Origin of the sequence: Mucilaginibacter pineti (assembly GCF_900101875.1) — a bacterium.
Taxonomy (GTDB): Bacteria; Bacteroidota; Bacteroidia; order Sphingobacteriales; family Sphingobacteriaceae; genus Mucilaginibacter; species Mucilaginibacter pineti.
On the sequence record NZ_FNAI01000025.1, the window covers coordinates 17,553 to 41,242 of the forward strand.

The 23,690-nt window shown below is 42.6% G+C and carries 20 protein-coding genes; 2 read left to right on the forward strand and 18 right to left on the reverse strand.

Annotated features, from left to right (window positions below; all coding sequences use genetic code 11):
* Window positions 1–63: 63 nt before the first annotated feature.
* The 10 genes from mobC to BLS59_RS29740 form a co-directional block, all read right to left on the reverse strand.
* Complete coding sequence (mobC, locus tag BLS59_RS29700; protein ID WP_240315385.1) at window positions 64–579, reverse strand: plasmid mobilization relaxosome protein MobC; 516 nt, start codon at window positions 577–579, stop codon at window positions 64–66.
* Between the two features lie 78 nt (window positions 580–657).
* The gene (locus BLS59_RS29705) at window positions 658–1,608 is read right to left on the reverse strand and encodes a toprim domain-containing protein (RefSeq protein WP_091157277.1); all 951 of its coding nucleotides are present in this window, start codon (window positions 1,606–1,608) and stop codon (window positions 658–660) included.
* A 46-nt stretch (window positions 1,609–1,654) separates the two neighbouring features.
* The gene (locus BLS59_RS29710) at window positions 1,655–1,963 is read right to left on the reverse strand and encodes a hypothetical protein (protein WP_240315386.1); all 309 of its coding nucleotides are present in this window, start codon (window positions 1,961–1,963) and stop codon (window positions 1,655–1,657) included.
* Between the two features lie 208 nt (window positions 1,964–2,171).
* Window positions 2,172–2,450, reverse strand: coding sequence for a hypothetical protein (locus BLS59_RS29715; RefSeq protein WP_143014280.1), 279 nt, complete (start codon window positions 2,448–2,450; stop codon window positions 2,172–2,174).
* A 109-nt stretch (window positions 2,451–2,559) separates the two neighbouring features.
* Window positions 2,560–3,408, reverse strand: a complete 849-nt coding sequence (locus BLS59_RS29720) for an RteC domain-containing protein (RefSeq protein ID WP_091157285.1) — start codon at window positions 3,406–3,408, stop codon at window positions 2,560–2,562.
* Between the two features lie 454 nt (window positions 3,409–3,862).
* Complete coding sequence (locus tag BLS59_RS29725) at window positions 3,863–4,516, reverse strand: TetR/AcrR family transcriptional regulator (RefSeq protein ID WP_091157288.1); 654 nt, start codon at window positions 4,514–4,516, stop codon at window positions 3,863–3,865.
* A complete protein-coding gene (locus BLS59_RS29730; RefSeq protein WP_091157290.1) occupies window positions 4,491–5,771 on the reverse strand; it encodes an aminotransferase class I/II-fold pyridoxal phosphate-dependent enzyme in 1,281 nt (426 codons plus the stop codon). Before BLS59_RS29730 ends, BLS59_RS29725 begins: the two co-directional genes overlap by 26 nt.
* A 117-nt stretch (window positions 5,772–5,888) precedes the next feature.
* Window positions 5,889–6,728: a helix-turn-helix domain-containing protein gene (locus tag BLS59_RS29735; RefSeq protein WP_143014281.1), complete on the reverse strand. Its 840-nt coding sequence runs from the start codon at window positions 6,726–6,728 to the stop codon at window positions 5,889–5,891.
* Window positions 6,729–6,901: 173 nt separating this feature from the next.
* On the reverse strand, window positions 6,902–7,027 hold the full coding sequence (locus BLS59_RS32585; protein ID WP_262492982.1) for a hypothetical protein: 126 nt from the start codon (window positions 7,025–7,027) through the stop codon (window positions 6,902–6,904).
* An 83-nt stretch (window positions 7,028–7,110) separates the two neighbouring features.
* Window positions 7,111–7,572 (reverse strand): protein-disulfide reductase DsbD N-terminal domain-containing protein, encoded by a 462-nt coding sequence (locus BLS59_RS29740; RefSeq protein WP_091157320.1) that lies wholly within the window; start codon window positions 7,570–7,572, stop codon window positions 7,111–7,113.
* 219 nt (window positions 7,573–7,791) lie between these two features.
* Here BLS59_RS29740 and BLS59_RS29745 point away from each other — a divergent pair, with 219 nt between their 5' ends.
* Window positions 7,792–10,617 carry a lantibiotic dehydratase gene (locus BLS59_RS29745; RefSeq protein WP_162842811.1) on the forward strand — a complete coding sequence of 942 codons (2,826 nt, stop codon included), beginning with the start codon at window positions 7,792–7,794 and terminating at the stop codon, window positions 10,615–10,617.
* A gap of 110 nt (window positions 10,618–10,727) precedes the next feature.
* On the opposite strand, the gene BLS59_RS29750 is transcribed toward BLS59_RS29745, so the two are convergent.
* The 7 genes from BLS59_RS29750 to BLS59_RS29780 form a co-directional block, all read right to left on the reverse strand.
* Window positions 10,728–11,444, reverse strand: coding sequence for a LytR/AlgR family response regulator transcription factor (locus BLS59_RS29750; protein WP_162842812.1), 717 nt, complete (start codon window positions 11,442–11,444; stop codon window positions 10,728–10,730).
* Window positions 11,445–12,150: 706 nt separating this feature from the next.
* Window positions 12,151–12,744, reverse strand: a complete 594-nt coding sequence (locus tag BLS59_RS29755) for a TlpA family protein disulfide reductase (RefSeq protein WP_162842813.1) — start codon at window positions 12,742–12,744, stop codon at window positions 12,151–12,153.
* A gap of 7 nt (window positions 12,745–12,751) precedes the next feature.
* Window positions 12,752–14,146, reverse strand: coding sequence for a RagB/SusD family nutrient uptake outer membrane protein (locus BLS59_RS29760; RefSeq protein ID WP_162842814.1), 1,395 nt, complete (start codon window positions 14,144–14,146; stop codon window positions 12,752–12,754).
* A gap of 4 nt (window positions 14,147–14,150) precedes the next feature.
* Window positions 14,151–17,528 (reverse strand): TonB-dependent receptor, encoded by a 3,378-nt coding sequence (locus BLS59_RS29765; protein WP_091157304.1) that lies wholly within the window; start codon window positions 17,526–17,528, stop codon window positions 14,151–14,153.
* Window positions 17,529–17,742: 214 nt separating this feature from the next.
* Window positions 17,743–18,909, reverse strand: coding sequence for a FecR domain-containing protein (locus tag BLS59_RS29770; RefSeq protein ID WP_091157305.1), 1,167 nt, complete (start codon window positions 18,907–18,909; stop codon window positions 17,743–17,745).
* 113 nt (window positions 18,910–19,022) lie between these two features.
* Window positions 19,023–19,616 carry an RNA polymerase sigma-70 factor gene (locus tag BLS59_RS29775; protein ID WP_091157307.1) on the reverse strand — a complete coding sequence of 198 codons (594 nt, stop codon included), beginning with the start codon at window positions 19,614–19,616 and terminating at the stop codon, window positions 19,023–19,025.
* Window positions 19,617–19,880: 264 nt separating this feature from the next.
* On the reverse strand, window positions 19,881–21,197 hold the full coding sequence (locus BLS59_RS29780; protein WP_091157309.1) for a phage integrase SAM-like domain-containing protein: 1,317 nt from the start codon (window positions 21,195–21,197) through the stop codon (window positions 19,881–19,883).
* A gap of 529 nt (window positions 21,198–21,726) precedes the next feature.
* Between BLS59_RS29780 and BLS59_RS29785 the strand changes: the two genes are divergently transcribed.
* A complete protein-coding gene (locus BLS59_RS29785; protein ID WP_091157311.1) occupies window positions 21,727–22,989 on the forward strand; it encodes a site-specific integrase in 1,263 nt (420 codons plus the stop codon).
* Window positions 22,990–23,058: 69 nt separating this feature from the next.
* Here BLS59_RS29785 and BLS59_RS29790 read toward each other — a convergent pair whose 3' ends face one another.
* Complete coding sequence (locus BLS59_RS29790) at window positions 23,059–23,355, reverse strand: HU family DNA-binding protein (protein WP_091157315.1); 297 nt, start codon at window positions 23,353–23,355, stop codon at window positions 23,059–23,061.
* Window positions 23,356–23,690 lie beyond the last annotated feature (335 nt).

Here is a 23,690-nt window from a genome sequence, read left to right on the forward strand (position 1 = left end):
CGATCTCAAAATAATGTTTGGTTTGAAATTTTATGAGGATATGTATTAAAATGTTCAGGAGAATCAGGTGCCGAGCATCCGAATAATCTTGCGGAGCGCCACTTCCAAAGTTTTTTGCTGTTCAAGGTAAATCGCAAAAAGGAAATTAAAACGTTCGGCCACAACCGGTGATAGCGTGCCCTGCTTTTTCAGGATATTGGCGTAACGCGCCAGTTGATTGATGTTGTTCCCGGATCGACCGAGTTCCGCGCCGATTTTGTCCAGCAGGCTAATCATTTCTTTGGCGTTAACCAAAACGTGCTGCGCCTGGTGCAGAACCCGCAGGCGGATCAGGTCGGTTTTCCGGATGTCCAATTGTTTTTCCAGGTCTAGTACGACCGCATATTCTTTTTCGGTAAAGCGGGCATCTATTTTTTTGATCCGCTTACCTTCGGTCAGTTGTGGCCGGCCTTTAAGCTTAGTTCCCATCAGAGAAAACGAGTTGCGAAGTTTTCGATATTCCTTCAGTCCGCGCGGCGGTTGAAGGCAAGTTTCTTTTTGGCCGGCTGGAAAATGCGAACCGCATTTTTCGTCGGACAAAAAGACATCTTGCAAGGATAAAAACCAAGGAACAGCTATATAGCTGGACAACAAAACAGCGTTGTCCCTGAACAACCGCTATCTGGAGAATGAAGTCCGGCGGACCGCTTCGGTTTCGGGCTGAAAAGAAACGGAAGCTGCATTTCTTAATCCGGCTTTCAGACGGTCATTATAATCTTTGAACCCGTCATAAATCGCGGAACGATCCTGTGCATACGGAATGGAAGCTTGGAAAGTGAGTGAGGCCTTGTGCCCGGATTTATCGCGGTCAAAATAAAGATCGATCTCGGGATAAGCCTTGGCGCGCCTGATGCCTGCCTCTAAAAGGGAGAGGGTATTCAGCACTAAAATGCTGGCGTTACTTTCCTCATTCTCTGTCATCCAGCTGAGGTAATCAAGATACCCTTCAAAGACGACCAGCTTTTCAGCATTGCCTTGTATAACAGTGTGGGCTTTATGGCCAAGGCAACCTTTGAAGTATCTATTCCGCACTTCCCAGCCACCGAGTTCGTTTTGCCAGCCTGCTGCGAAGAAGTGTTTGCGTAATTTCTTCTGATCTTCCACGTAATAGTAAACTTCTTTGAGTTTGTCCTGACCGATCTGACCGATACCCCGGTCTTTGATGTACCAGGCGATCGCGGCATTATTGCCCATATCCTTAACGTCTTCAATTTCGTAATGGGGAATTTTGACCGGCATTCGCTGACGGGCGTTTTCCCGGATATGGTTCGGGACGATCTCCTGTTTGACGGTGGACTGGATCTTGTGCAGCACGTCTATGAAGGATGTCATCGGCCAGTACGCCACGCCAAAATCTACAATGTTGCCGCCTTTACCGCTGCCATGATCAAACCAAACATTCAACACTTCGTTAACCGCGAAGGATGGTTTTGTGTCGGATTCCCGCAGCATGCTGAGGTATAACAATTCTTTGCCGGTCCGCCGTACAGGTTCATGCCCGAGGCGGGATAAGAGGTCAACCAGCGACACCTGTTCTTTGATGTCGGCTGCATTTAAAAGGTTGTTCATGAGGTGTTTATGGATTTATTTAAGAATATTATAAACTGATTGTCAGCTACTTATAGTGGAAGTAAAACAGCAGATCCTCGGCCGCCGAAATTGCTTCAAGTTCTATTCGTTCCAACCGCAAGGCTGCCGAATGGTCGCCATCTTTGCGTGGGATAAGCAAGGCATCTTCGATCCAGTGCTCAACGTTCCGGCGACCGAACTGACGGAATGCTTCTGATTTTTTGAGATAGGGTTTAAGACGGCCGGTTTGGGTGAGCGCGTGTTTAGCGCCCATTTCAGCGGCCTGCTCGATCAGCAGGGTAAGGTGGTGGGTAGAGATGGTAATGTCCATAAAATTTGGGATTGGTATAAACACAAAAAGCCCATTGGATGAGCACAGCTGCGCTCGTCCAATGGGCTTTTAATTCGGGAATACTCGCGTCAGATCCTACGATCCGGGCCGTCGCCTGCCAATGCGCTTTCGGTTTATTGATATGATCTCACCTTCGCAAAATTCCCTGCGGCTAAGCAGGGCAATGTTTCTTCCCCCGATGTCAAATAACGAGCGGTGCAGCAACTGCACCTTACCGCTCTGCCACTGGCAGATAGGTTACGCGGTTGCTGGAAGCCGCAATGGCTTCCAGTTTTGCGCGGTCAAAAGTTTTTTTGGAAATGGATGGGTTCACTGAGGTGAGTTCGATCAGGCCTTCGCTTAGCCAACGGTCCACATTGTAGCGGCCGAAGCGGCGGTAAGCCTGGGCTTTGGTTAGCCTGCCTTGGGATGGGCAGCAGGTTGCGAGCGCTTTGTTCGCGCCCGCAGTCACTGCCGTTTTTAGTAAGGAGGACAACTCTTTCAGCATCATCAGCATTTCCGCACCACGCTATTTGTTATTGGTTTTCTGCGTGGCACGGAACAAAGGTTGCCCGATTTGAGGGGGTGTTTTGGTGCCTTGTTAGGTCGGTACCAAAGATTTATTTGTTGCCGTCATCGATCCTTTTGAGGATCTCGGCTTTACAATGGTCTATATATTTAGTAGGGCTGACCATCTTGCGCTGGGCAATTTCGGTCCAGCGGCGAAAAGGCCGTCCGATCTTAACGTGGAAGGCTTCTTCCAGTAACTCGATGATCTCGGTAATGGTGGCGTTTCCGTGGTTAACCTGCCCGGTCAGCCAGATGCCATAAGCGACCTCCACTAGGTTGATGCTATCGCCCGTCCATTTTAGATCAACTGAAAATTTGCGACTCGCCAACGGTTGCTCCAGGTTGGGATGGCTCAAGTCCCAAAGTTGTTTAATGATAAAGTCCTGTAATTTTTCATAAGCGATGAATTTGGCAAACAGGTAATCGGCATTGGTCGAAAATTCCGGGTCGCGGTCAGGCAACACGGGCATGATCATACTAATCGGGCCGGCATTGCGCAGGAAATATTTATCATCCAGTTCGGTTGCACCCATCTCAAAATAGCCGTACTGGAATTTATATTGCTCAAAGAAGCGGAGCACAAATTTAAGCTCATTCTGATAATAAGTACGCTGCAAGTCCGTGTCTTCTGGCGGTTTTTGGCTCTCAATGGTAAATTGTTCCAGCAGGAAAATTTGCTTGGCAAAAAAGCGGGGCTTCTCATATTTAAAGAACTCGATCTCCTCGCCAGCATCTTGAAAGGGGTGGGTCAAGATGAATGCACGAAGTTCTTCCAGCGCAAGGGTAATACTGTTCAGCCCGCCGCTCAATTTCTTCACGGGCAGGATGCCCATTTCGGAAAAAAGAGCCAGTTCTTCTTCCAGGGCCGCGTAACGTTCCTGGCAAAATTCAAGAATCATAGGTAGTAGATTTTAGTACAACAATTCGTTAGTTATCAGATCAGCCAACCTCAAAAAAATGAACGTAGTTTGTCCTTACGATCAGCCGGGCTGCCGTTCAAACAGGGGTCAGTAAAGTTCAATTTTTCGGGGCCAATCCCTTTTAGCAATGAATTGTGACAAAGCAATTGGTTCAGGTCATAATTGCTTTTTAATAAAGGACCGGGGTGATCTTATAAAAAGCGAAAACACGGGTTAGTGCAAGTTCAGGCCTTGAAGGTACTGGTATACCCGGAGAGCCATGAACAAGCACGCCCGCGTTTTCGCGGGCATTGCACTTGCTCTTGACTCTCCTTTAAAATTACCAGTTTTTCAAGGCCAAGAAATGTGAATGCTAAATCTTATAATATGTTATGTATGCTTATCTCTGTCTTTTACTTGCATGTTAAATCCTCCGTAAATATAGTTATTCCATTTATTTCGTCATTTGTTTTTGCGCTGCCGCCTGCCAGGCCCAATCCAGGACCTGTCCGATGGTTTTGAGCATCGCGCGCTGGTCAGCTAAGCGATTGACATCTATGCCGCTAACTGTACTTTTATTCTGCTGGCTGTGCAGTACCGAATAGTAAATGCCACCCAAAAGGATCGCCATCACCATCCGGATATTGATGCCGCTACCTTCAAAAAAAGGATCGGCCATCGCTAAAATCTTCGCACCGGCCACTTCGCGGGCATCAGAAACCTTGCGCAGTAAGTCATTGTGCTCGCTGATCTGCCAGAGAATGATCTGCTGCATTTCCGGGTTTGCTTTAAAGAACTTAAAATTCTCTTTCATCAGTTCGGTGAACAATTCCTGTACCGCTGAACTTCCTGGTTCATCCCCTAAGCGAAAACGTACAAAGAAAGGCGGCCAGTAATCTTTATCCGTGATGTAAGCTTCCAGCAAACCATCCAGGCTACCAAAATGGTAAAGGATCAGCTTCTTATCTTTCCCGGTTTCCCGGGCGATCTTACCCGTAGTCAAAGCCTTGAAGCCCTGCTTTCGGAAAAGCCGGCCCACAGCATCGAGAAACTCCCGCTGCGTTTGCGCGGAATCGCGTTCTTTACACGCTGTCCTGCGGGTACCCATGTTTTTTGGTGATATTTAATTTGCCGTCGATCCATTCAAAAGCATTTAATACCTGATCCATGTGCGCGATGGTATGCGTCGCCATCACACTCATACGGATGCGGGCATTGTTGCGCGGCACCGCGGGATAGCCGATCTGGTTAGCGTAGATACCCGCCTCCATTAGCAGGTGGCAGATCTCCGCGTTAAATTGCGGATCGCCGGTCATCACTGGGATGACGGCAGATTGCGTGTTCCCGGTATTAAACCCCAATGTTTTTAATCCGCTTTTCAGATGATCGATATTCTCCCATAATTTATCTTTCCAAAATGGCTCCTCATCAATCAGATCGATACTTTTTAATATCGCCGTTGACGCCGGTGTAGCGGTAACTGAAAAGATATGCTGGCGTGCCTGAAACTTCAAAAAATTGATCAGTTTAGGGTCGGCAATCACGTAGCCGCCTAAATGCGCGAAGGTCTTACTGAAAGTACCGGTAATGATATCCACTTCCTGGTAAAGGTCATGCAGTTCGATCACCCCGCGACCGGTCTGTCCGATCACACCTACGCCATGTGCATCATCCATCGCGAGATAGGCCCCATATTGCTTACAAAGTTTAACAATCTCATCCAGCTTGGCGATGTCGGCTTCCTGCGAGTAAACGCCATCGATGATCACCATGCGCGTGCGGTATTTGTCTTTGGTGGATTTCAGGATTCTTTCCAGAGCATCCATATCATTATGCGGAAAGGTTTTCTTGGCCGTTAGCTGGCAGCCTTCAATCACACTGGCGTGGACGCCCATATCCAGGATCGCGATATCGCCCTCTTTGAGCAAAGCCTGAAAGGTTGCGCTGTTCGCCGTATAACCAGTCGTGTAGATCATGGCGCTTTCCCTTTTAAAGAATCGGGCGATCTTTTCTTCGATCTGGTGATGATACTCAAAATGGCCACCAATGGCCGGGCTGGCCGCGGCTCCGGCACCGTATTTTTCAATCCCCGCAATGGCGGCAGCTTTCACTTTCGGGTGCTGGGTAAAACCCAAATAGTCATTGAAAACCAGTGCCACGAAGTTTCTATTCGCAATGCCAGGAATATCCATTTCGACTTCGGGCCTGCAACCATTCAAACTTAACTGACGATAATTCCAGTGGCCGCGGCTGTCCCAGTCCTTTACATATTTGTCGAATTCATCGGCCCAGCCAAACGGGTCGAGCTCCGGGATATTCTCAAAATCCTTGAAGCTTGCTTTTTCATAATTGATCTGTTTCATAGGTATCTGAATTTTGCTTTAATTCTCCGGTTAGAGAATTAAAGCGCCTGATTGATTAATTCAAATTTCGATACTAATGCAAAGCAAAAACGTAATCGGTTTGCAGGTAGTTGACTATCATTTTACCATTTTGCGGAAAGCACTTGGGGTCATACCTCTCCGCTTTTTGAAAAAGAAAGCGAAGTGCGTGTTATTGACGAAGCGCAGTTCATAAATGATCTCTTTAATACTTAGAGCGGTAGTTCCCAGCAAGGCTTCGGCCTCCGAAAGCAAACGGTCATAGATCAGATCCTGTACGATTTTACCCGTTAACTTCATCGTTAATTCGTTGAGCTTGCGGTCTACGATACCCAATTTCCGGGCGTAAAAGGCCGTATGCCGCTCAACGATAAAATTGGCTTCGATCAAATTCTTTAATTGCCTGATCTGTTCCACTTGTGCCGGATGTATGGCCAAAGTCTGGATCGGAATACTGAGCTGATTCGCGTGATAAAGCAGGATCGCCAAATAGTTGGCAATCACCGGGTCGAGTGGGTGGGTACGTGCCAATTGTTCCAATAAGGGCACTATTCTTTCAAAGATCAGGGTTGTTGCCGCATCCATGGCCACATCAGGCGTCCGGCTTAAAATATCAAATAAACCGTGCTGATCCTGGGCAGGGTACTGCTGAATAAATGTTCTGAATAGCGGTGGTAAGAATAAGATCATCCAGCCATCTTCGGGCTGCTCAATGACCCGATGGACCTGTTCCTCGCGGACAAATACTAAACAACCCGGTTCCAAGTTCACCGTTTTGAAATTAACCTGGTGAACGCCCGTGCCTTTGGTTACCCAAAGCAGCATTAAAAAATTATGGCGGTGTGGCTGGAAAGAGGAAGAATCATAAAAATCACTGATCCGGATAACCTGGATAGGTACATCCACTAACATTTTCTGAAAAGGCAGGCGACGTTTCAAATCGATAGATTTTATTTGAATAATCGCAGTACCAGCCGATCATTATCAAGATGTAAAAACTAATAAAGATGCCTGCCGCTCCATCAACAGGCATCTTTGAATTTATTAACTTAACTATTTAACTCTCTCTCATATTAACTAAATGAAGAAATGGGTAAGAACGGGGAGTGTTTTTAAAAGAACCCATCAAGTTCGTCACGACCATTGATGCGGTTCCAGATCATTTTTATAATTACATAGAGCAAAACGATAATCAGCAGGGCCAAACCAGCGAATATGCAGTCATCTGTAATATCCATTGGTTAAAAAAGGGTTCGGCTTGCTTCATACTTTACTGATTTATGCCCTGCATCATTTATTTGTCCCGGTGATATATCGCTAACTATTTGACTGGGATACTGAAATCCACATCTTCGGGCGGCAGACATTTTTGATCGTTGCACACCATAAATTCCAGTTGCCCTTTCACTTCAGTCTGTGCATGTTTCAGCTTTATCTTTTGCTGAAAGACTACCGAATGCTCGAAGTAATGCACGTTCATCGCGAAGCTCGGCTCGTACTTGGTAACCGGTGCCGGTTCTGAAACCTTACCCAGTAAGGCATAGCCTGTCAGCGGCTTAAAAGTGAACGAGGTCTTTACCGGCCCACCGTCTTTCTGCCTGGTGGAATAGATATGCCAGCCATCTTCGATCTCCGCTTTCAGGAAAACTACGGCTTCACCATTATTGCCTTTTTTCGCGGCATAGCTCCATTTGATCGGGTGCAGTACCTGAGCGGTTAATTTCGAGCTGCCAATGAGCAATAAGGCCAACACTGTATTTTTGAATAAATCTCTTTTTTTCATGGATGTCATTAATGCCTGATTCGCATTATTTAACCCCATAGTCAGAAAAAAAAGCAAGCACCCTTAGTCCGTTTTGAAATAAAATTCAATAAAAAAAGTGTTCAAAAATTATCTATAGCGAACCCTTGTTTTCATCTACCGAATCGTTCGTTTCATATCGAAAACTATAAAATGCGGCTGCCGATAATTAAATTGGAAATTAAAAAGACCCGTACTGCTATGAAACTCAATATCCATCCACAGGTACTTTACCGCATTCCCCGGTTTCCATTAAATGCCACACTTGCAGATTCCTGGGAAGAACTGAAAGCAGCTATCGCCTTGTCGTCGCCGGAATTTTACGGGCTGATCAAGGATACCGCAAAGGACGACTTAGATCGCTTGCCGCCTGCCACCCTGTTTTCGATCTGGAAATACTTTAACCGGGCGAAGTACCGGCCGACGCCATTCGCGAGTTTTGCAGGGGTGGGCCTGTGCGAGGTCAAACCCGGTAATCAACCCTCCAACCTTCTCATTTCGGATGAACAAATCCTGCATACCTACGTAGATTGGCCGCATAAAGAAGACGTAAAGATCAGCGCCGCTATCATTGCCGAACAAAACTTAAAGCTGTTCGCCAACAGCAGCTATTATGTCATCAAGGATGTCATCCGTTATATCAGCTTTATTGACGGCCAGTTCCAGCTTTCCGAAATTGGTTATTATGAAACCGTGATCGCGATTCTTCAAACCTGCGCCCAGCCGGTCAGCTTTACCCAGCTTATTCAATCGCTTAACGAAAAAGGTCATCCTTTAGATGACCCTATCGAGTTTTTAGACCAGCTCATCGAACTGCAATTGCTCATCACCGAACTGCACCCCAATATTATCGGGCAAGATTATTTCCAGCGGATCAAGCACCCCGTTGCACGGTACAACGATGCCTGTATTTTAGCCGAACGCAAATTAGTATCCGGCGCACTCAACGAAAACCTGTTTAAAGACCTGCAAAAACTCATCCCTATTTTGCAGCAATTAATTCCCGTACCTGAAAATATTTCCCTGCAACAATTTGCTAGTAAATTCAGCCAGCGATTTGGCACCGAAGAAATCCCGCTTTTACAAGCCCTTGACCCCGAAACCGGAATAGGCTATGATGACTTGGCCCAGGCCGGCGAAGGTGAAGAACTGGTCACCAAGTTCGCAGGCAAGCGGGCCAAAGCCAACAAAAGCAAAAACGAGCGATCTTATGATCAATTAAAAAAAGCGCTTTTAGCACAAGTTACCCAGCAAATACCCGGAACTATTCCCATTCTCCGACTGGAACAAATTCAGCAGGAAACCCCTGAAATAACTGAAGCATTACCCTTACCTAATACTTTTAGCCTGCTATGCTCTATTGTCGACGACCTAATCTGTATCGATTCCATTGGCAATGTTACCGCTAACAGTATGCTTGGCCGTTTCACTCACACGGGTGCCGCCGTTACTCAAACATGCAGAAACTTGGCCGAACTGGAACAGGCAGCAAATCCTGATGTCTTGTTTTTTGATATCGCTTATATCGCGGAAAAGAAAATCGATAATGTCAGTCGGCGAAATAAAATCTACCCGCTGCAATTGAGTATATTGAATTATGATACTTCGGCCACGCCGCTAACGTTAGATGATCTTACCATTTCCGTACTGGGGAGCAATTTATATCTCTGGTCAAAACAATATAATAAACGTTTGATACCGCGCTTGAGCAGTGCCTATAATCATACTCGTTCCGACCTGGCTCTGTTTCGCTTGCTTTGCGATCTACAAAGCCAAGGTGTACAAGCTGGCTTAACGGCGGCCGGTTTGCAGAACCTTTTACCAGACGGCGCATATTATCCGAGGATGCAGTATCGTAACCTTATCCTGGCACCGGCTAAATGGAAGGTAAACGCTAAAGACATAGGTACAAACACAATTGGAGCCTATTTACAACAAATTGGTGCTTCACGTTATTTCAAAGCTGGATTGGCAGATCAGACGTTATGCTTTGATCTTAGATCTGAAGCTGATATGTATGCCTTTAGTCAATACCTCAAAAAGCATAAAAACATTTATATCGAAGAAGCATTCATTCCTGAAAACAGCCTTATTCGCGACGCTAAAGACCAGCCTTACTATGCCCAACTCTTAATGAGCCTGACCCATAGTGAAGCCATCTATAAAAGTGGCTCGCATCCGCTACCAGAATCGCCTGATCCAAAAGTGCAACAGATCACCCCTCCTGGCCAAGACTGGCTTTACTGGGAAATCTATTGCCATCCCCAACGTTCCGATGAACTATTGGCCAATCAGATCAGTCAGTTCCTGCAACAATACCGAAATCATATCCATAAGTGGTTCTTTATCCGCTACAGCGAAAACGGTGAACATATCCGCTTCCGGGTTCAAATGAAGCATATTAAAGACGGTTATTACTTGATTAGCGCATTAACTGGTTTATTGCAAGATGATATTCAGTCGGGCACCATCTCCGAGCTCCTGCTTAAAACCTATAAACGGGAAACCGAGCGTTATGGCTGGGCGACCATGACCGAGATAGAAAACCATTTTAACACTGACAGCGCCTATATCCTTAGCCTCATTACTAACCAGCTATCCCCCAATGGTAAATACGCTTTAGTCATCAATCTGGCTTTAGCCGTAAAAGAGGCCGAGCTTTTTGACGAAAAAGAATTTCTTTACATCGTCAACAAATTTTCCAACTCTTTTAATGCCGAGCATCATATCGAAACAAGCGACTTTAAAGAATTGAATAATGCTTATAAACAATACAAAGTACATAGCCCTGTGGAACTTACATCGGAACAGCATCACCATTACCAAACCTTTAAAAAATCCTTTATTTATAATCTGGGGCAAATCAAAACCATTAAAAGACGATCGTTATTCGGCAGCCTGATTCACATGCACGTTAACCGCTTATTCAGCAGTAACCAGCGCGTTCATGAAATGATGATCTATTACTTCCTGCTCAAAGAACTACACCGGGCCAAAGCAACGGCAACGGCAGTGGTTATGGAGTAATTGCCTAACTCAACATATCAAAAATGCCTGCCGGTCATTTACCGGCAGGCATTACTATTTTTACACCAGCTTTATCAATCGAATTAAAGCACCAGGTCAGGCTGCCGGAATCACTTCTTACTTTTCATCACCAGTGAGCCGATGCGCTCAAAGAAATCTTTCCGGTAATTTGGACCCAACACAATCGTTTTGCCATTATTTAAATGGATCATATTACCTTCCACCACATTGATCTTGTCCAGGTTAATGATAAAAGACTTATGCACTCTTATAAAAGGCCCGCCCGATAAATTTTCTTCCATCTCTTTGATGGGGAGATAGGTCGCATGTGAACTGGTATCCAAATGGATATGCAGGTAATTCAGCGCACTTTCCACATACACGATCCTTTCCTTAGCGACCCTGATCAGCTTACCCTTACCATCGCTTTGTATAAAAAAGCAAGAGGCATTCGCACGTTCTATCACTTGGTTGATCAGCCCAAACCTCTCTTTCACTTTATTAATACACCTTAAAAAACGCTCATAAGATACGGGCTGCTGTAAATAATCTACGGCATCCCAGTCAAAAGCAGCAGCCGCCAGATCATTATCCAGTGAAGAAAACACTACTTGGGTATCCCTGTCCAGCAAGGCCGAGCGCACTTTCAACATGTTCGATCCCCGCAACACCTCGCTATCCAAAAACACCATATCAGGTATCACTTCCGAACGGCCGATCTTCGCCACTGCATCCAGCGGATCACTATTACAACCGATCAATTTCAGTCCTGAGGTTTTCCCCACATGCTGGCTTAATAAGCCCAGTGCAGCCGGTTCTCTATTCACAATATAACAGTTGATCATCATTGTTTTAATCGTATAAAACTTAATAAAAAACAGCCTTAAAACCACTTCATATACTCAATCACGGTTTACATCTACCCAATCCACCTTTACATATAAAAACCTCGCTACAACACCCTTAAACTCTTAATTTTAATACAATAAATACTTTAAACCCGTTAATTCATTACATCATGAAAATTCAAAATCAAAACGTGAAACTGAACCGCAAAACAGCGTTCACTTTCAAAAAAAATGTAGTAGCACATTCAGCATCAGTATGCCCTGATCCACCTAACTCAAGCGCATTGACACCAACTACAGGTACCTTAAACTGCACAGTTTAATTAAAACTCCAAATAAGTATGCCGGGCATTCCGGCATACTTATCTGAAAAAACTACTGCCTTAACCAACGCCCATCCCGCCTAAACCTTTTCCTCTTTCCCGGCCTTCACCCAACTACCCGATCTCATTCCCGCAGCCCGAAATTTGCACCTGATCCGCGACGGAGCAATAATTTAGCGCTATCTTTAAGCGCCCACAATAAGGTAAACAACCCTATATAAAGCAAAGGCCCAACAAGCATTTTATTAAAAACACTTATTCATGTTGATAAAGGACTACCTCACAAATATGAGGCAGCCTTTATGTTTTAAATGTTTAGATCGAGGAGTAATAACATTGTCTTTGTTGATTTATATCGTTGGTTATTTCTTGCCATATTTTGCTTTTATCATTTTCCTTCTCTCGGTATTACGGTATGCAATGGGCATGGAAACATCTTTATCAGCAAGAAGATCGTTTAAGTTTTGCTCGGTAACTTTATAAGTTATCCCTTTTACTATTCCATTTGGATTAATTACAATGATATAGGGCACAGTCCAAATGTCGAATCTGTGAAACAACAACGAATCGTAGGCAATGGAAAGATTCAAATGTTCTTGCTTCCTGTTGCGTTCATAGGTTTTCCTAATTAAAATATCGTCCGATTTTTTTACATATTGGGAACCTGTATATCCGACTAAAAGAAATTTTATGTCTTTTTTAAATTTCTTTTGCAAACTATCAGTTCTTGGTAGTGACTCTATGCATGTACCGCAATGAGCACCAAAGAAGTCAAGAACTAACCACTGGCCTTTAAAATCATCTAAAGTCACTTTGTTCTTATTATAATACTTAACATGCGCTAAATTAATGGCTGGCATTTGCTTACCCACTTCTGGATAGACAATGTCAGATTGTTGCGCCCACGCTACTTTAGTCATATATACCAGCCAAATACCGATAAATAATCTTTTCATTTTTATGTTAATTGGTATAGCCATTGTTTTGAGTCAAAAAAGGGTTTACTAAAATTTGCGGACTTGGAATAGGATACAACTTGTCAGTAGATTGCCAGTTTGGTGCTTTTATGGGCGCAAGAATTGCATCAGCGTTTCCGGTGCGTTTTAAATCAAACCACCGGTTTCCCCACTCTGTAAACAACTCCGTTTGACGCTCCTTTAAAATAGCTATTAATAAATCGCTTTTCCCGATAGCCGGATTTTGACTTTTTATTGTTAGCAAACCTGCGCGTGAACGAATTTTATCAATATCATCAATTGCCGAACTTAGATTGTTCAAGTTTGCACGCGCTTCAGCACGTATTAAATACTGCTCGGCCAACCGCATTATCACTAAATATTCTGTAATCGGTGTACTAGTTCTTACTTTATACTTATAGGGATAATAATAAGCCACACCACTAACAGTATTGCTTTTTAACCATGTGGTTTTTCTATTGTCGCCGGACTCAAAAGCAGCCATCAAATTAGACCCAATTGAAAATGTTGGTTTGGCTGTTGTAGATGATGGTATAAAGGAAGATGCTTCGGAAACATTACCCGTTTGTTTAGAAATTTGATAGATCGTCTCCTTAGATGTGGATACAAAAGCATTTGTTAAACTCTCTAATGTGTACCGGCCGGAATTAATTACTTCTGTCGCCATTGATTCCGATTCAGCCCAATTACCCTTATAAAGATCTACGCGGGCAAGCAGAGCAGCAGCTGCATCTCTGTTTGGTCGTTGATTAGTTGAAGATGCGTAACTATTTGATAAAAGGGTATGAGCTTGTTTTAAATCAGCAATGATCTGATCGTAAATCTTATCCACGGTAGTACGAGGCATTACTGCATTAACCTGATAATCCGTTCCGGTAACCAAAGGAACCTCTCCATAAAGATTCACCAAATAAAAGTAATGTAAGGCCCGGGAGTATAGCATCTCACCTTGAAGTTGATCTTTTAGATTTGCCGAAAGCGTTTTTGAATTTTGTAAACCTTCTAAAATAGCATTGATCTGATAGATATTTTTATATGGTCCTATCCAAAAAGTGCTATTTATTATAGATGTGCTTGACAAAAGGCTGTTTGTTTTGAAGGGATCGTAATTTGAATTACTGCTAAGGTTTGTAAGCTCATCTGATGACAACGCAGCATAGAGCGTGATGCCGCCATTACAAAAGCTCAGGCTACCTCCGAGCATTTGAGAATAAAGTCCCACAGTAGCCGAATTAGCGGTTTGATCGTCAGCGAAAATCTTGCTTAGTTCAGCCTGTGTTTCGGGCGGGCTTATTTCTACAAACTTTTTACAAGATGACGTAATCGTTAACAATGCCGAAAGACCAACGACAATGCTGTATAGATAGTAAATTCTTTTCATTGGATTAAAAATTAAGTTGTAAACCGGCAACAATTGTCCGAAGTGGGGGAAGTGCGTAAAAATTCTGTTGCTCGGGGTCTGCACCTTTATAATTGGTGAGTGTAAATACATTTTGCATTTCCAAATACAAGCGGCATTTGCTAACCTTTAACGGTTGAAGTATTGAAGCAGGCAGACTATACGAAAGCGCAACGTTTTTTAATTTGATAAAGGACGCATCTGTGTAAGCGCCATTAGATAGACTTAATGCCGCTATCGTTGAATTTGCTGGGCTATCAAAAGACGCGCCGACTTTTTGAATTTCAGAATTATCGCCAGGAGCACGCCAACGGCCTAAAATCAGCGACGGCTGATTAATAATACTTCCGGGAGAAGAACTTGCCAACTGACTGATATAATTTGCGCCAGTTTGTTTAGTAAACTGAAAGAAAAAAGACAATTCAATTTTTTTGTAGGTTATGGTATTTTGCAATCCTCCTAAAAATTTCGGGTCTGTGTTGCCAAAATATTGATAATCTCCGTCATAAATCTGCCCATCCTTGTTAACATCTTCAAAAGTATATAACCCGGTTTGTGGATCAACTCCCAAATATTTGAATCCACGAATTACGCTTAAAGACTTGCCCTCGACGTATTGATTCGCATAACTGGAGGTACTTAATCCAGGGAAAGAGATCAGCTTATTTTTAGGGATCGAAATATTAAATGCGGTAGTCCAATTAAAGGACGGCGTTGTGATGTTTCGGGTGTTAACACTTAATTCAATACCTGTATTTTGTACTAACCCAGGGAAATTCTTTATTACGCTACTAAACCCGGTTTGATTTGGAAGTGAATATCGAATGAGTTGATTACTGGACCTGTTTCTGTAATAGTCAACATTGACTAAAATACGATCTCTTAAGAAACCAAGTTCTATAGCTGCTTCCAGTTTTTTATTTACCTCCCACCTGTAGTTTGGATTATATAAACTTTGTGGTGTCAATCCTGGAATACCATTGTATCCATTAGTGGTATTCGTCCATAAATTAAGGTATTTATAATCGCCAATCTGATCATTACCTGTAGTCCCATAACTTCCGCGAAGTTTCCCAAAACTTAAAAATGGTATTTGATCTTTTAGAAAGCTCTCCGATGTAAAAATCCAAACTAAACCAATTGCTCCAAAGTTGGCCCATTGCTTGTCAGGACCAAATCGGCTACTTCCATCGCGTCTTCCGGTGATATTAACGATATATTTGTCTTCATAGTTATAATTAATTCTCCCAAAAAAAGCGTTATAATGGTAAAGTGCAGCATCATTTTTAGCGGTAATAACCCCAGCTGCGGCTATAGAGTTCAGCAACAAGTCTGAATTATAATTGGTGCCATATTGGTAGGAGGAACGACCTGATTTTTCCTGAAAAGTACTACCAATCAAAAAGTCAAATTTGCCAAAGAAGAAATTACGGGCATATTGAATCTGCGGTTCAATAATCCAACTTTTATTTGTCGAATTACCAAATTCAGATGAAGGCAAGGTCGAGGTGGTAGCGTCTATCGCGGTCGACGGTATTGCAGAATGTTCATTAACGTTAAATGCGTTATAGCCCAAATTAGCTTTAATTACAAGACCTGAAATAATGGTGTAATTTAATCCAAGATTACTTGAAAGGTTATCATTAGTGCTTGTATACCTTTTATTAAAAACTGCAAGCGGGTTTGTTAAATTCAAACTGGCGAATGTAACCCCATTATCTTGCCAATTTAGGTTTCCAGCATTATTATATAATAACAAATTTGGCGGGAGATTAACGAATTTCGTTAAATCAGTTGCCGGAAGTTGATTGTTATCACTGGAAAAAATACTACTAAACTGCAAATTGAATTTTCCGTTAAGAGAGGTGTGATTTAAGTTAACGTTAAAAGAGCCGATTTTATCTGCAAAATTGTCTGAATAAACGGTTGTCTCTCTATGATAATTTCCGCCAATGCGAAATTGGGTATTATTATTCCCTCCAGATATAGAGCCTTGTATGTTTGTGTATTTTGCGGTATTTCCTATTAGCAATTTTTTAAAATCAGTATATCTTGAAGTATCCCATAATGTAATATCAGGTGCATACCCCGGGTCAGAAGGATTTGTACTTGGTACAAGTCCGTCATTTGCTAAAGCCTCTTTACGTATCTGAACGTACTGCTGGGTATTTAACATATCCATTGTTCTGCTGACTTTACTTACACCGGAATTTGCGTTGATATTGACAACTGTTCTGCCCGGTTTGCCTTTTTTTGTCGTAATCAAAATAACACCGTTGGCACCGCGACTTCCATAAATAGCTGTTGCATCAGCATCTTTAAGTACATCAATGCTTTCAATATCTTGAGGATTAATTGAATTTAAAGGGCTCAATCCGCCACTACTAACCGATACCGGGTTGTTAGCAGCGGAGTTAATCTGATTACTTATCGAATTACCGCTTTCAAAGGGAACACCATCAATTATAAATAAGGGATTAGTTTGGGAAAGCGTACGATCTAATGAACTTTGCCCGCGAAGTTGAATCTTAAATGCAGAGCCAGCAACACCGCTGGTCTGTGTGATTACCAAACCCGCCACGCGTCCTTGCAATGCGGCCATAGGGTTTGATACAGGTTGGTTCTCAATTTCCGCCGCTTTTACCGTTGTAATGTCGCCAGTGCTTAATCTATGAGTAGTTGTGCCATATGCAATCACTTGTACTTCATCCAATTTCGATACACTTTGATGAAGCACAACCCTTAATTGCCCGTCAGCAGGAACAAAAACCTCCCTGCTTTCAAAACCAATTGAAGATATTACCAACACGGCATTATCAGGCACCGTCAATGTAAATTCACCGCGGCCGTCCGTCATTACACTTAAACCGGAGTTTTTTACTTTAATCGTAGCACCGGGAATTGTCGTACCTGTAGTATCTACCACGGAACCCTTTATAGTTTTATCGACCGGTGCAACATTAGGAGCAGGCACCTGTTCTTTCTTTTTCCTAATAAAAATCGTCTTATCAGCGATTTGAAAAGTCAACGAACTGCCCTTTAAACAAGCAGTTAAGGCATCAGTTATCGACGCATCGCTCACCTTAACCGACACATTCTGTTTCACCAGTTTCGAGTCAAAGAAAAACACATAACCGGTTTGGGATTCAATATTGTGCAACACCTTTTCCAAGGGCACATTCGTTGCATTCAAATTAATTTTCTGGCTGAACCCTTTAGCACTGACCTGCATGAGGGCCACAATCAGTAGCAGTGTCGTTAATTTCATGGTCTTCGCTATTTGTCTTTTAAGGGAGCCATTTATGAGAAATCTTTTGGGAAGCCACGCGTTAGGCATGGCCTTAGTAAAAGCGTTTAATTTCATTACTTTTGTAATTGTTGGGTATACGTGAATACAATGTTCCAATTGATATTTTCCCGATTTATCGGGAGGGTTAACCCAACTTATTCCGTATCCTGATTCGCTGTCGGGATGCGGTTTTTTCGTAAGGCACCTTGCTGCTTTTGCTTAGTCTGTTTTTTCCATAGTTTCCTTTCTTATTTTAGGGGTTAATCTTCATCTTTATAATTAGGTGTACTTATGGTTCTACAATAATTTTCTTGCCCTCGATCCGGAAATGGATATCGTTATAGCTTAAAATATCCGAGACTTTCAAGGCACTGATATTTCGGTAAATCTTACCCGAAAACTGACGGTCTGAAACTTTACCCTCATAAGTAATGTCTACATCATACCAGCGCGCTAACTGACGCATCACCGACGGAATATCTGCATCATTAAATTTGAATAAACCCTTGTGCCAGGCAATCGCTTCTTCCGTATCCGCATCCGGTACGATCTTGATTGTGCCGTTTTTAACTTTGGCTTGCTGACCAGGATTTAAGGTTTTTACAGCGTTTCCAGCCGTTAGCTGTACACTGCCTTCCAGTAAAGTCGTTTTGACAACCGGTTCATCGGCATAGGCATTGATATTGAATTTGGTACCAATATCTTGCACTACCTGCCCGTTGGCAATTATCCTTAAAGGTGGTTTATTTTCGTTGTGTATTACTTCAAAATATACCTCGCCCGTAATCTTCACCTCGCGGTTCTTTTCATTAAAAGCAGTCGGGAAAGTAATTGAAGAAGCCGCATTCAGCCAGACCTTGGTGCCGTCCGCTAAAACCAATGGAACCGGCGATTGCTGACCCCTGGTCGTTGATAAAGTGTTATAGGCGATAGCAGTTTGGTCATTGCTGGTGGCACTATAAGCAATGGTGCCTGATTTGGCTTGTATAGCGGTATTACCTTGGGTAGCGATCTGCCCTTGGAGTTGATTGGTTAAAATAATTTTACGGCCACCTGCTAAAGTCAAAGTAGCCTGATTACCGCCCGGTGGCAAATCCAGCACTTTAGTTTTCGCAACTATTGGCGTAGTTGTTTTATTTCGATGAGCAGTATATTCATAGAATCCTAATCCTAAGCAAAGCAGGATAGATGCTGCAACGGCGGTGCGTCGCCAATAGATAGGAATGATCCGACCATGTTCTGTCTTATCTGCCTTTACCCGTTGTTTCAGGTTTTTGAGCATGCGGTCGCGGATCACGTTTGAATTTCGCGCATAATCTTCCGGCAGTTCTAATAACTCGTCTTTATAGCTATTATACCAGGTATCAAAAAAAGCTTGTTCTTCGTCAGTGAGGCCGCCCTGTTTTGCTTTGTGGGCCAGTTCCTGCAAATATTCCTTACGATTTTGCGCTTCCATTAATTCATTTTTTCCTATAGTCAGAAAAAATCGAAAACACCCTTAGTCGATATTAAAATAAAATGAAGTTTTTGTAAATTATTGGCGGAGAGGGGGAAGTAACGGACAGGATTTTATAAATGCTGGCTGATTATGTAAGCCACAAATGCCGGTACGGTAGTAGCTAAATTACCACGAATATCTTTCATGGCTTTAGAAATATGAGCTTCGACCGTTTTTTCAGAAATATCCAGCTCAGCCGCAATTTGTTTATGGGTTAAGCCTTGTTCGCGACTCAGTTTAAAAACAACACGGCATTTTTCAGGAAGTTGATTAACTGCATTGGCGATCTGTTCTGACAACTCCTTTTCGAGCATATAATCTTCCGCAGAAAAAACACTAGTTTCGACCAGATCAGCATAACTCCGTTCCATACGGGTACGTAAGCGGTATTGCTTATCCATTGCGTTGATCACCCGGTATTTTACGGCTACGGCCAGATAAGTAGCTAAGCTATGCGATAATTGAAGTTCTTCACGGCGTTGCCAAAGGCGAAAAAAAACATCCTGTACGCATTCTTCTGCTTCTGCCGGATCGTCCAGGCGGTTTGTGGCAACGATCAATAATTTATCCCAGTAACGAAGGTACAGCGCGGACAAAGCAGATTCATTACCTTGTTTTAGCAACAGCACCAATTTATCATCAGGAAGGCTGCTAAATGCCGCCATTATTCTTTGTTTGTTTAAACGAATTTAACAAAAAATTAGCGCAAAGTAAATAATCGGCTTTAAATAAGGTGGCAAAAGTGTTAAAAACAGAAGTTTTAAAAAAAATTAGTCACTAATTACCCCGATTTACTCGCTTTCCAGGGTGGACGTCCCTAACGACCTTTCCAGCAAGCCCCACTCAGCTTTTTTGAAATCAACACTTAACTTTATCTATGCTTGTTGGATAAAATAAAGGGTGCGCTACCGGCACCCTTTATTATGCATTTAAGTTGTTAATTTAGGTAACTGAATGTGCGCAAAGATCGGCCTCGTAGATCGCACGGCCGTTCCTTTTAGTTTCATTTCCACGCGCCTAACATATCGTATGACTGCGATTTGAACTTCGTCAATGATAGTCCAGTCTTTCGCTAAGTAAATATCGGTGGTTTTTTTACCATGATCTACATGGTTCAATGCCTCTGCAATATTATCCTTCGGGATTTTACATTCATTTCTGGCCAGGGTGCCGAATGTATGACGAAATTTATAGTACTGCAATCCTGGAGTTTTGGTGAGCGTAGATAACTTTACCATGCCTCTGCTCAACGCTTGATTAAGGTTAGTAATTGAGGCATACCTTTCAGGTAGTGTGGAAGCGTATTTCAAAAGGTCAACTGCTTCCGGCACCAGTTTGATGCTAATAAATGCTTGGTCCTTCCTTTTTCCTCTGGTCTTCGAGCGTTTGTATTCGACCCTGCCATTAACGATCTCATATTGCATTTTATAAAGATCCACAGCATTAATGCCACATAAGTAAAAGGAAAGCAGGGATAGCTTTTGTGCTAACTCCGCTCGGCTCCCAGGTAAAGGAATAGCATTTTTAACTTTCAGTAGTTGTTCCGTTGAAAGGTTACGCTTTTCAGTTGTTGGTGCTTCCACAATCTTATATTCCTCAAATGGATTATAAGTGATAGGAATTAAACCTAATGAGGGCTTATTATAGAATGTCATCGCGGCGGTAAAGAAGCCCTGGAAATCTCTTAAGTAACAATGAACACTTGCATCACCTAACGCTTTACCTTTCATTTTGTATTCCCTGCCGAACTGGTCCTTCCGAACCATTTCGCGCTCATTCCGCAGATAGCGTTCGTAAGTCCCAATAAAACTAACAGTAATATTTTCTATCGGTAGGGGCTGTCCTCTTACAAAGTCACTGAGGCTATTACGGACAGTCTTATAGTTGGCTTCACTTTTGGTTTGATCATTTGCTTTAAGGGCGTCGAGGTGAATCTGACAGAATTTTATAAAATCAATAACCTGATCTTTATTCAGCAAAAAATCGCGCAGATTTTCAACATCAAAAAAATCCAAACGTTTGCCGAGTTTACTCGCCGCGGCACGGTAGTCGTCTAACGTGGCGTTAATAAAAGTATTTAGAAATGGATCTTTAATTGTAAGATCCTTGGTTAACTTTTTGTCATTAACATAATGCACGGTATCAATATACCGGCGATCTCTGTTATGACTGATACAGATTTTAACGTTGTACGTTCCATCTGCTTTTTTGTGGTGTTTAAAAACTTTAGCGCTGAATGTGGCCATTGCTCAAAAAATTTAGCCACGAATCCTGTAACACAGTTGTAACACAACTGTAACACAAATTCGTGAAGTTTAACAAAAAACTGTGCGAAACTGAAAAATTGATTGATATAGCCCCCGATTGAATCGATAGACGAAAATCTTTGTCAAAGCGACAAAAACCTGCACAACTGCATCAAAAATGGCTTTTTTATTGAAAAAAAAAGCCCCACGGACGTGTGGGGCTTTTGCTCCTGAGGCTGGGCTCGAACCAGCGACCCTCTGATTAACAGTCAATTATAGGCAATTATTGATAGTTTGCAATTTCTTGTTATGTATTGATTATCAGCATTTTATGTAAAAATACAATATTGATGGTTTGCAGTTTTTTGTGATTTGTTGCCTGTTTTTCTGCAAATTTTCTGCAAATAATTGAATGATTATACTTATATTTGTAATAAGCAAGTAATTAAACATCAGCTACTTATGTAGATAAGTAAGTTTTAATTGGTTGTTTTATTCTGCAAATTTATTCATTTTAATCGTATTTATTATGAAAGCTGAAGTTTCTCTTTACCTCGACACCAGGCGTGCATTAAAAAATGGAACATACCCATTAAAATTACACGTTTACTTTACTGCCAAAATGGAGCGGTGGTACGGCACGGATTATAAATTGAGCAAAGAACAGTTTGAACAGTCCTATCTCGCTGCGAAGCCAAGAGGGGAAAACAAAGACCTCAAAATCGAACTGGATGCCGTTATACAAAAAGCCGCTGACCTGGCTAAAGATTTAGGCGACAACTTCACCTTTGAAAAATTTGAGCGCAAGATGTTCCGTACTAAAGCCAGTGCTAATAATGTGATCGAGCATTTCGCGAACTATGTAAAGGTACTGGACAAAAACGAGCAGATCGGAACAGCGTCGAGTTACGATTGCAGCATAAAATCTATTACAGCTTATTTAAGTGAGGGTAAAAAAAGTCCGGTTACGCATATCCCCTTTACCGCTCTTTCAGCGGACGTTTTAAACAAATATGAACAGTGGATGGTTTCAAAAAACAACTCCAAAACCACCGTTGGTATTTATATGCGGAATTTAAGGGCGATCTTTAATAAGGCGATTGCCGCCGGTGATATTTCCCCCGAACTTTATCCCTTTAAAACCTATAAAATCCCTAACGGCAAAAATGTAAAAAAAGCATTAGAAACTCCCGATCTTAACGCCCTGTACCGTGCAGATGTCTCTACAGACAGCTTTATGGAAAAAGCCAGGGATTTTTGGTTTTTCAGTTACCAGTGCAACGGCATGAATTTCAGGGATATTGCTGAATTAAAGTTCAAAGATATTCATGATACTTACTTTTCATTTTTAAGGCATAAAACCAAAAATACCACAAAGGAAGACCCAGCGCCCATTGTCGTCCCGCTGACCAGCCATATCAAAGCGTTTATTAAAAAGTACGCTAATGAAAAAGGCAAGCCCAACGACTATGTATTTCCCATATTCCAAACAAGCATGTCAGCCAAAGACAGGCACAAGGTCAACCAAAATTTTATCCGCTTCGTTAACCAGCACATGCAAAAGCTGGTCGATCAGTTAGGTTTATCATTTAAGTTAGGCACGATGGTCGCCCGCCACTCGTTTACCACACAGGCCACCCGTACAATGGGGCTGGAATTTGCACAGGAAGCTTTAGGGCATACTACCATGAACACGACACAAAATTACTGGAAAGGCTTTGAAAAGGATGCAAAGAAAAGCATGGCGGAAAAGCTCATGGAGTTTACAACAGCAGATCAGGAAGCCGTCTGAACGGCCTCCTGATCTGTCCTAAACATCATTGCTTATACCTATTTGTACTTTAGCCACGATCTGATGCTGCTAAGCGGTATGATTTTCTAAGGCGGCCTTCACCTCATTCTTAAAATCATCGCCTGGCCTAAAGGCCGGTATATAACTTTCGGGTATTTGAATGGCGGTGTTTTGGGTGATATTCCGGCCAACTTTCGCCGCCCTCTTTTTCACCAGGAAAGTACCGAAACCACGGACAAACACATTGTCTCCCTTTTCGAGGGATGCTATAACAACTTTAAAAAAGCCCGCTACGATGGCTTCGGTTGGTTCCTTGTCTATTCCTGTTTTCGCGGCTATCGCTGCGATTACATCTGCTCTGGTCATATTGTAATTATTGTACCGGTATAATTTAAACGGCCGCGAACGCCAAATATAAGCGGAAACGGCTTTACCGCCAAACCAAAGCCGCCGGAACGGTTATGGAAGCGGACATTCCCGCCTTGCAAGTCAATAACGCACACCTACCCATTTTCACCGCTTAAGCAACTAAAAGCGCGGAGCCGGGTGAAATGTCAAGGGCAGGCGGGCAAAAAAAAACAAAACAACAACCGCCTGTTTATGTACCCTCCTATGTAAAGCGTTTATATAAAAATGGTTATTTTTTCTCTTTTATACATAAAAAAATATTTTTTTCTTCTGCCAGCCTTCAGTTAGGGCAA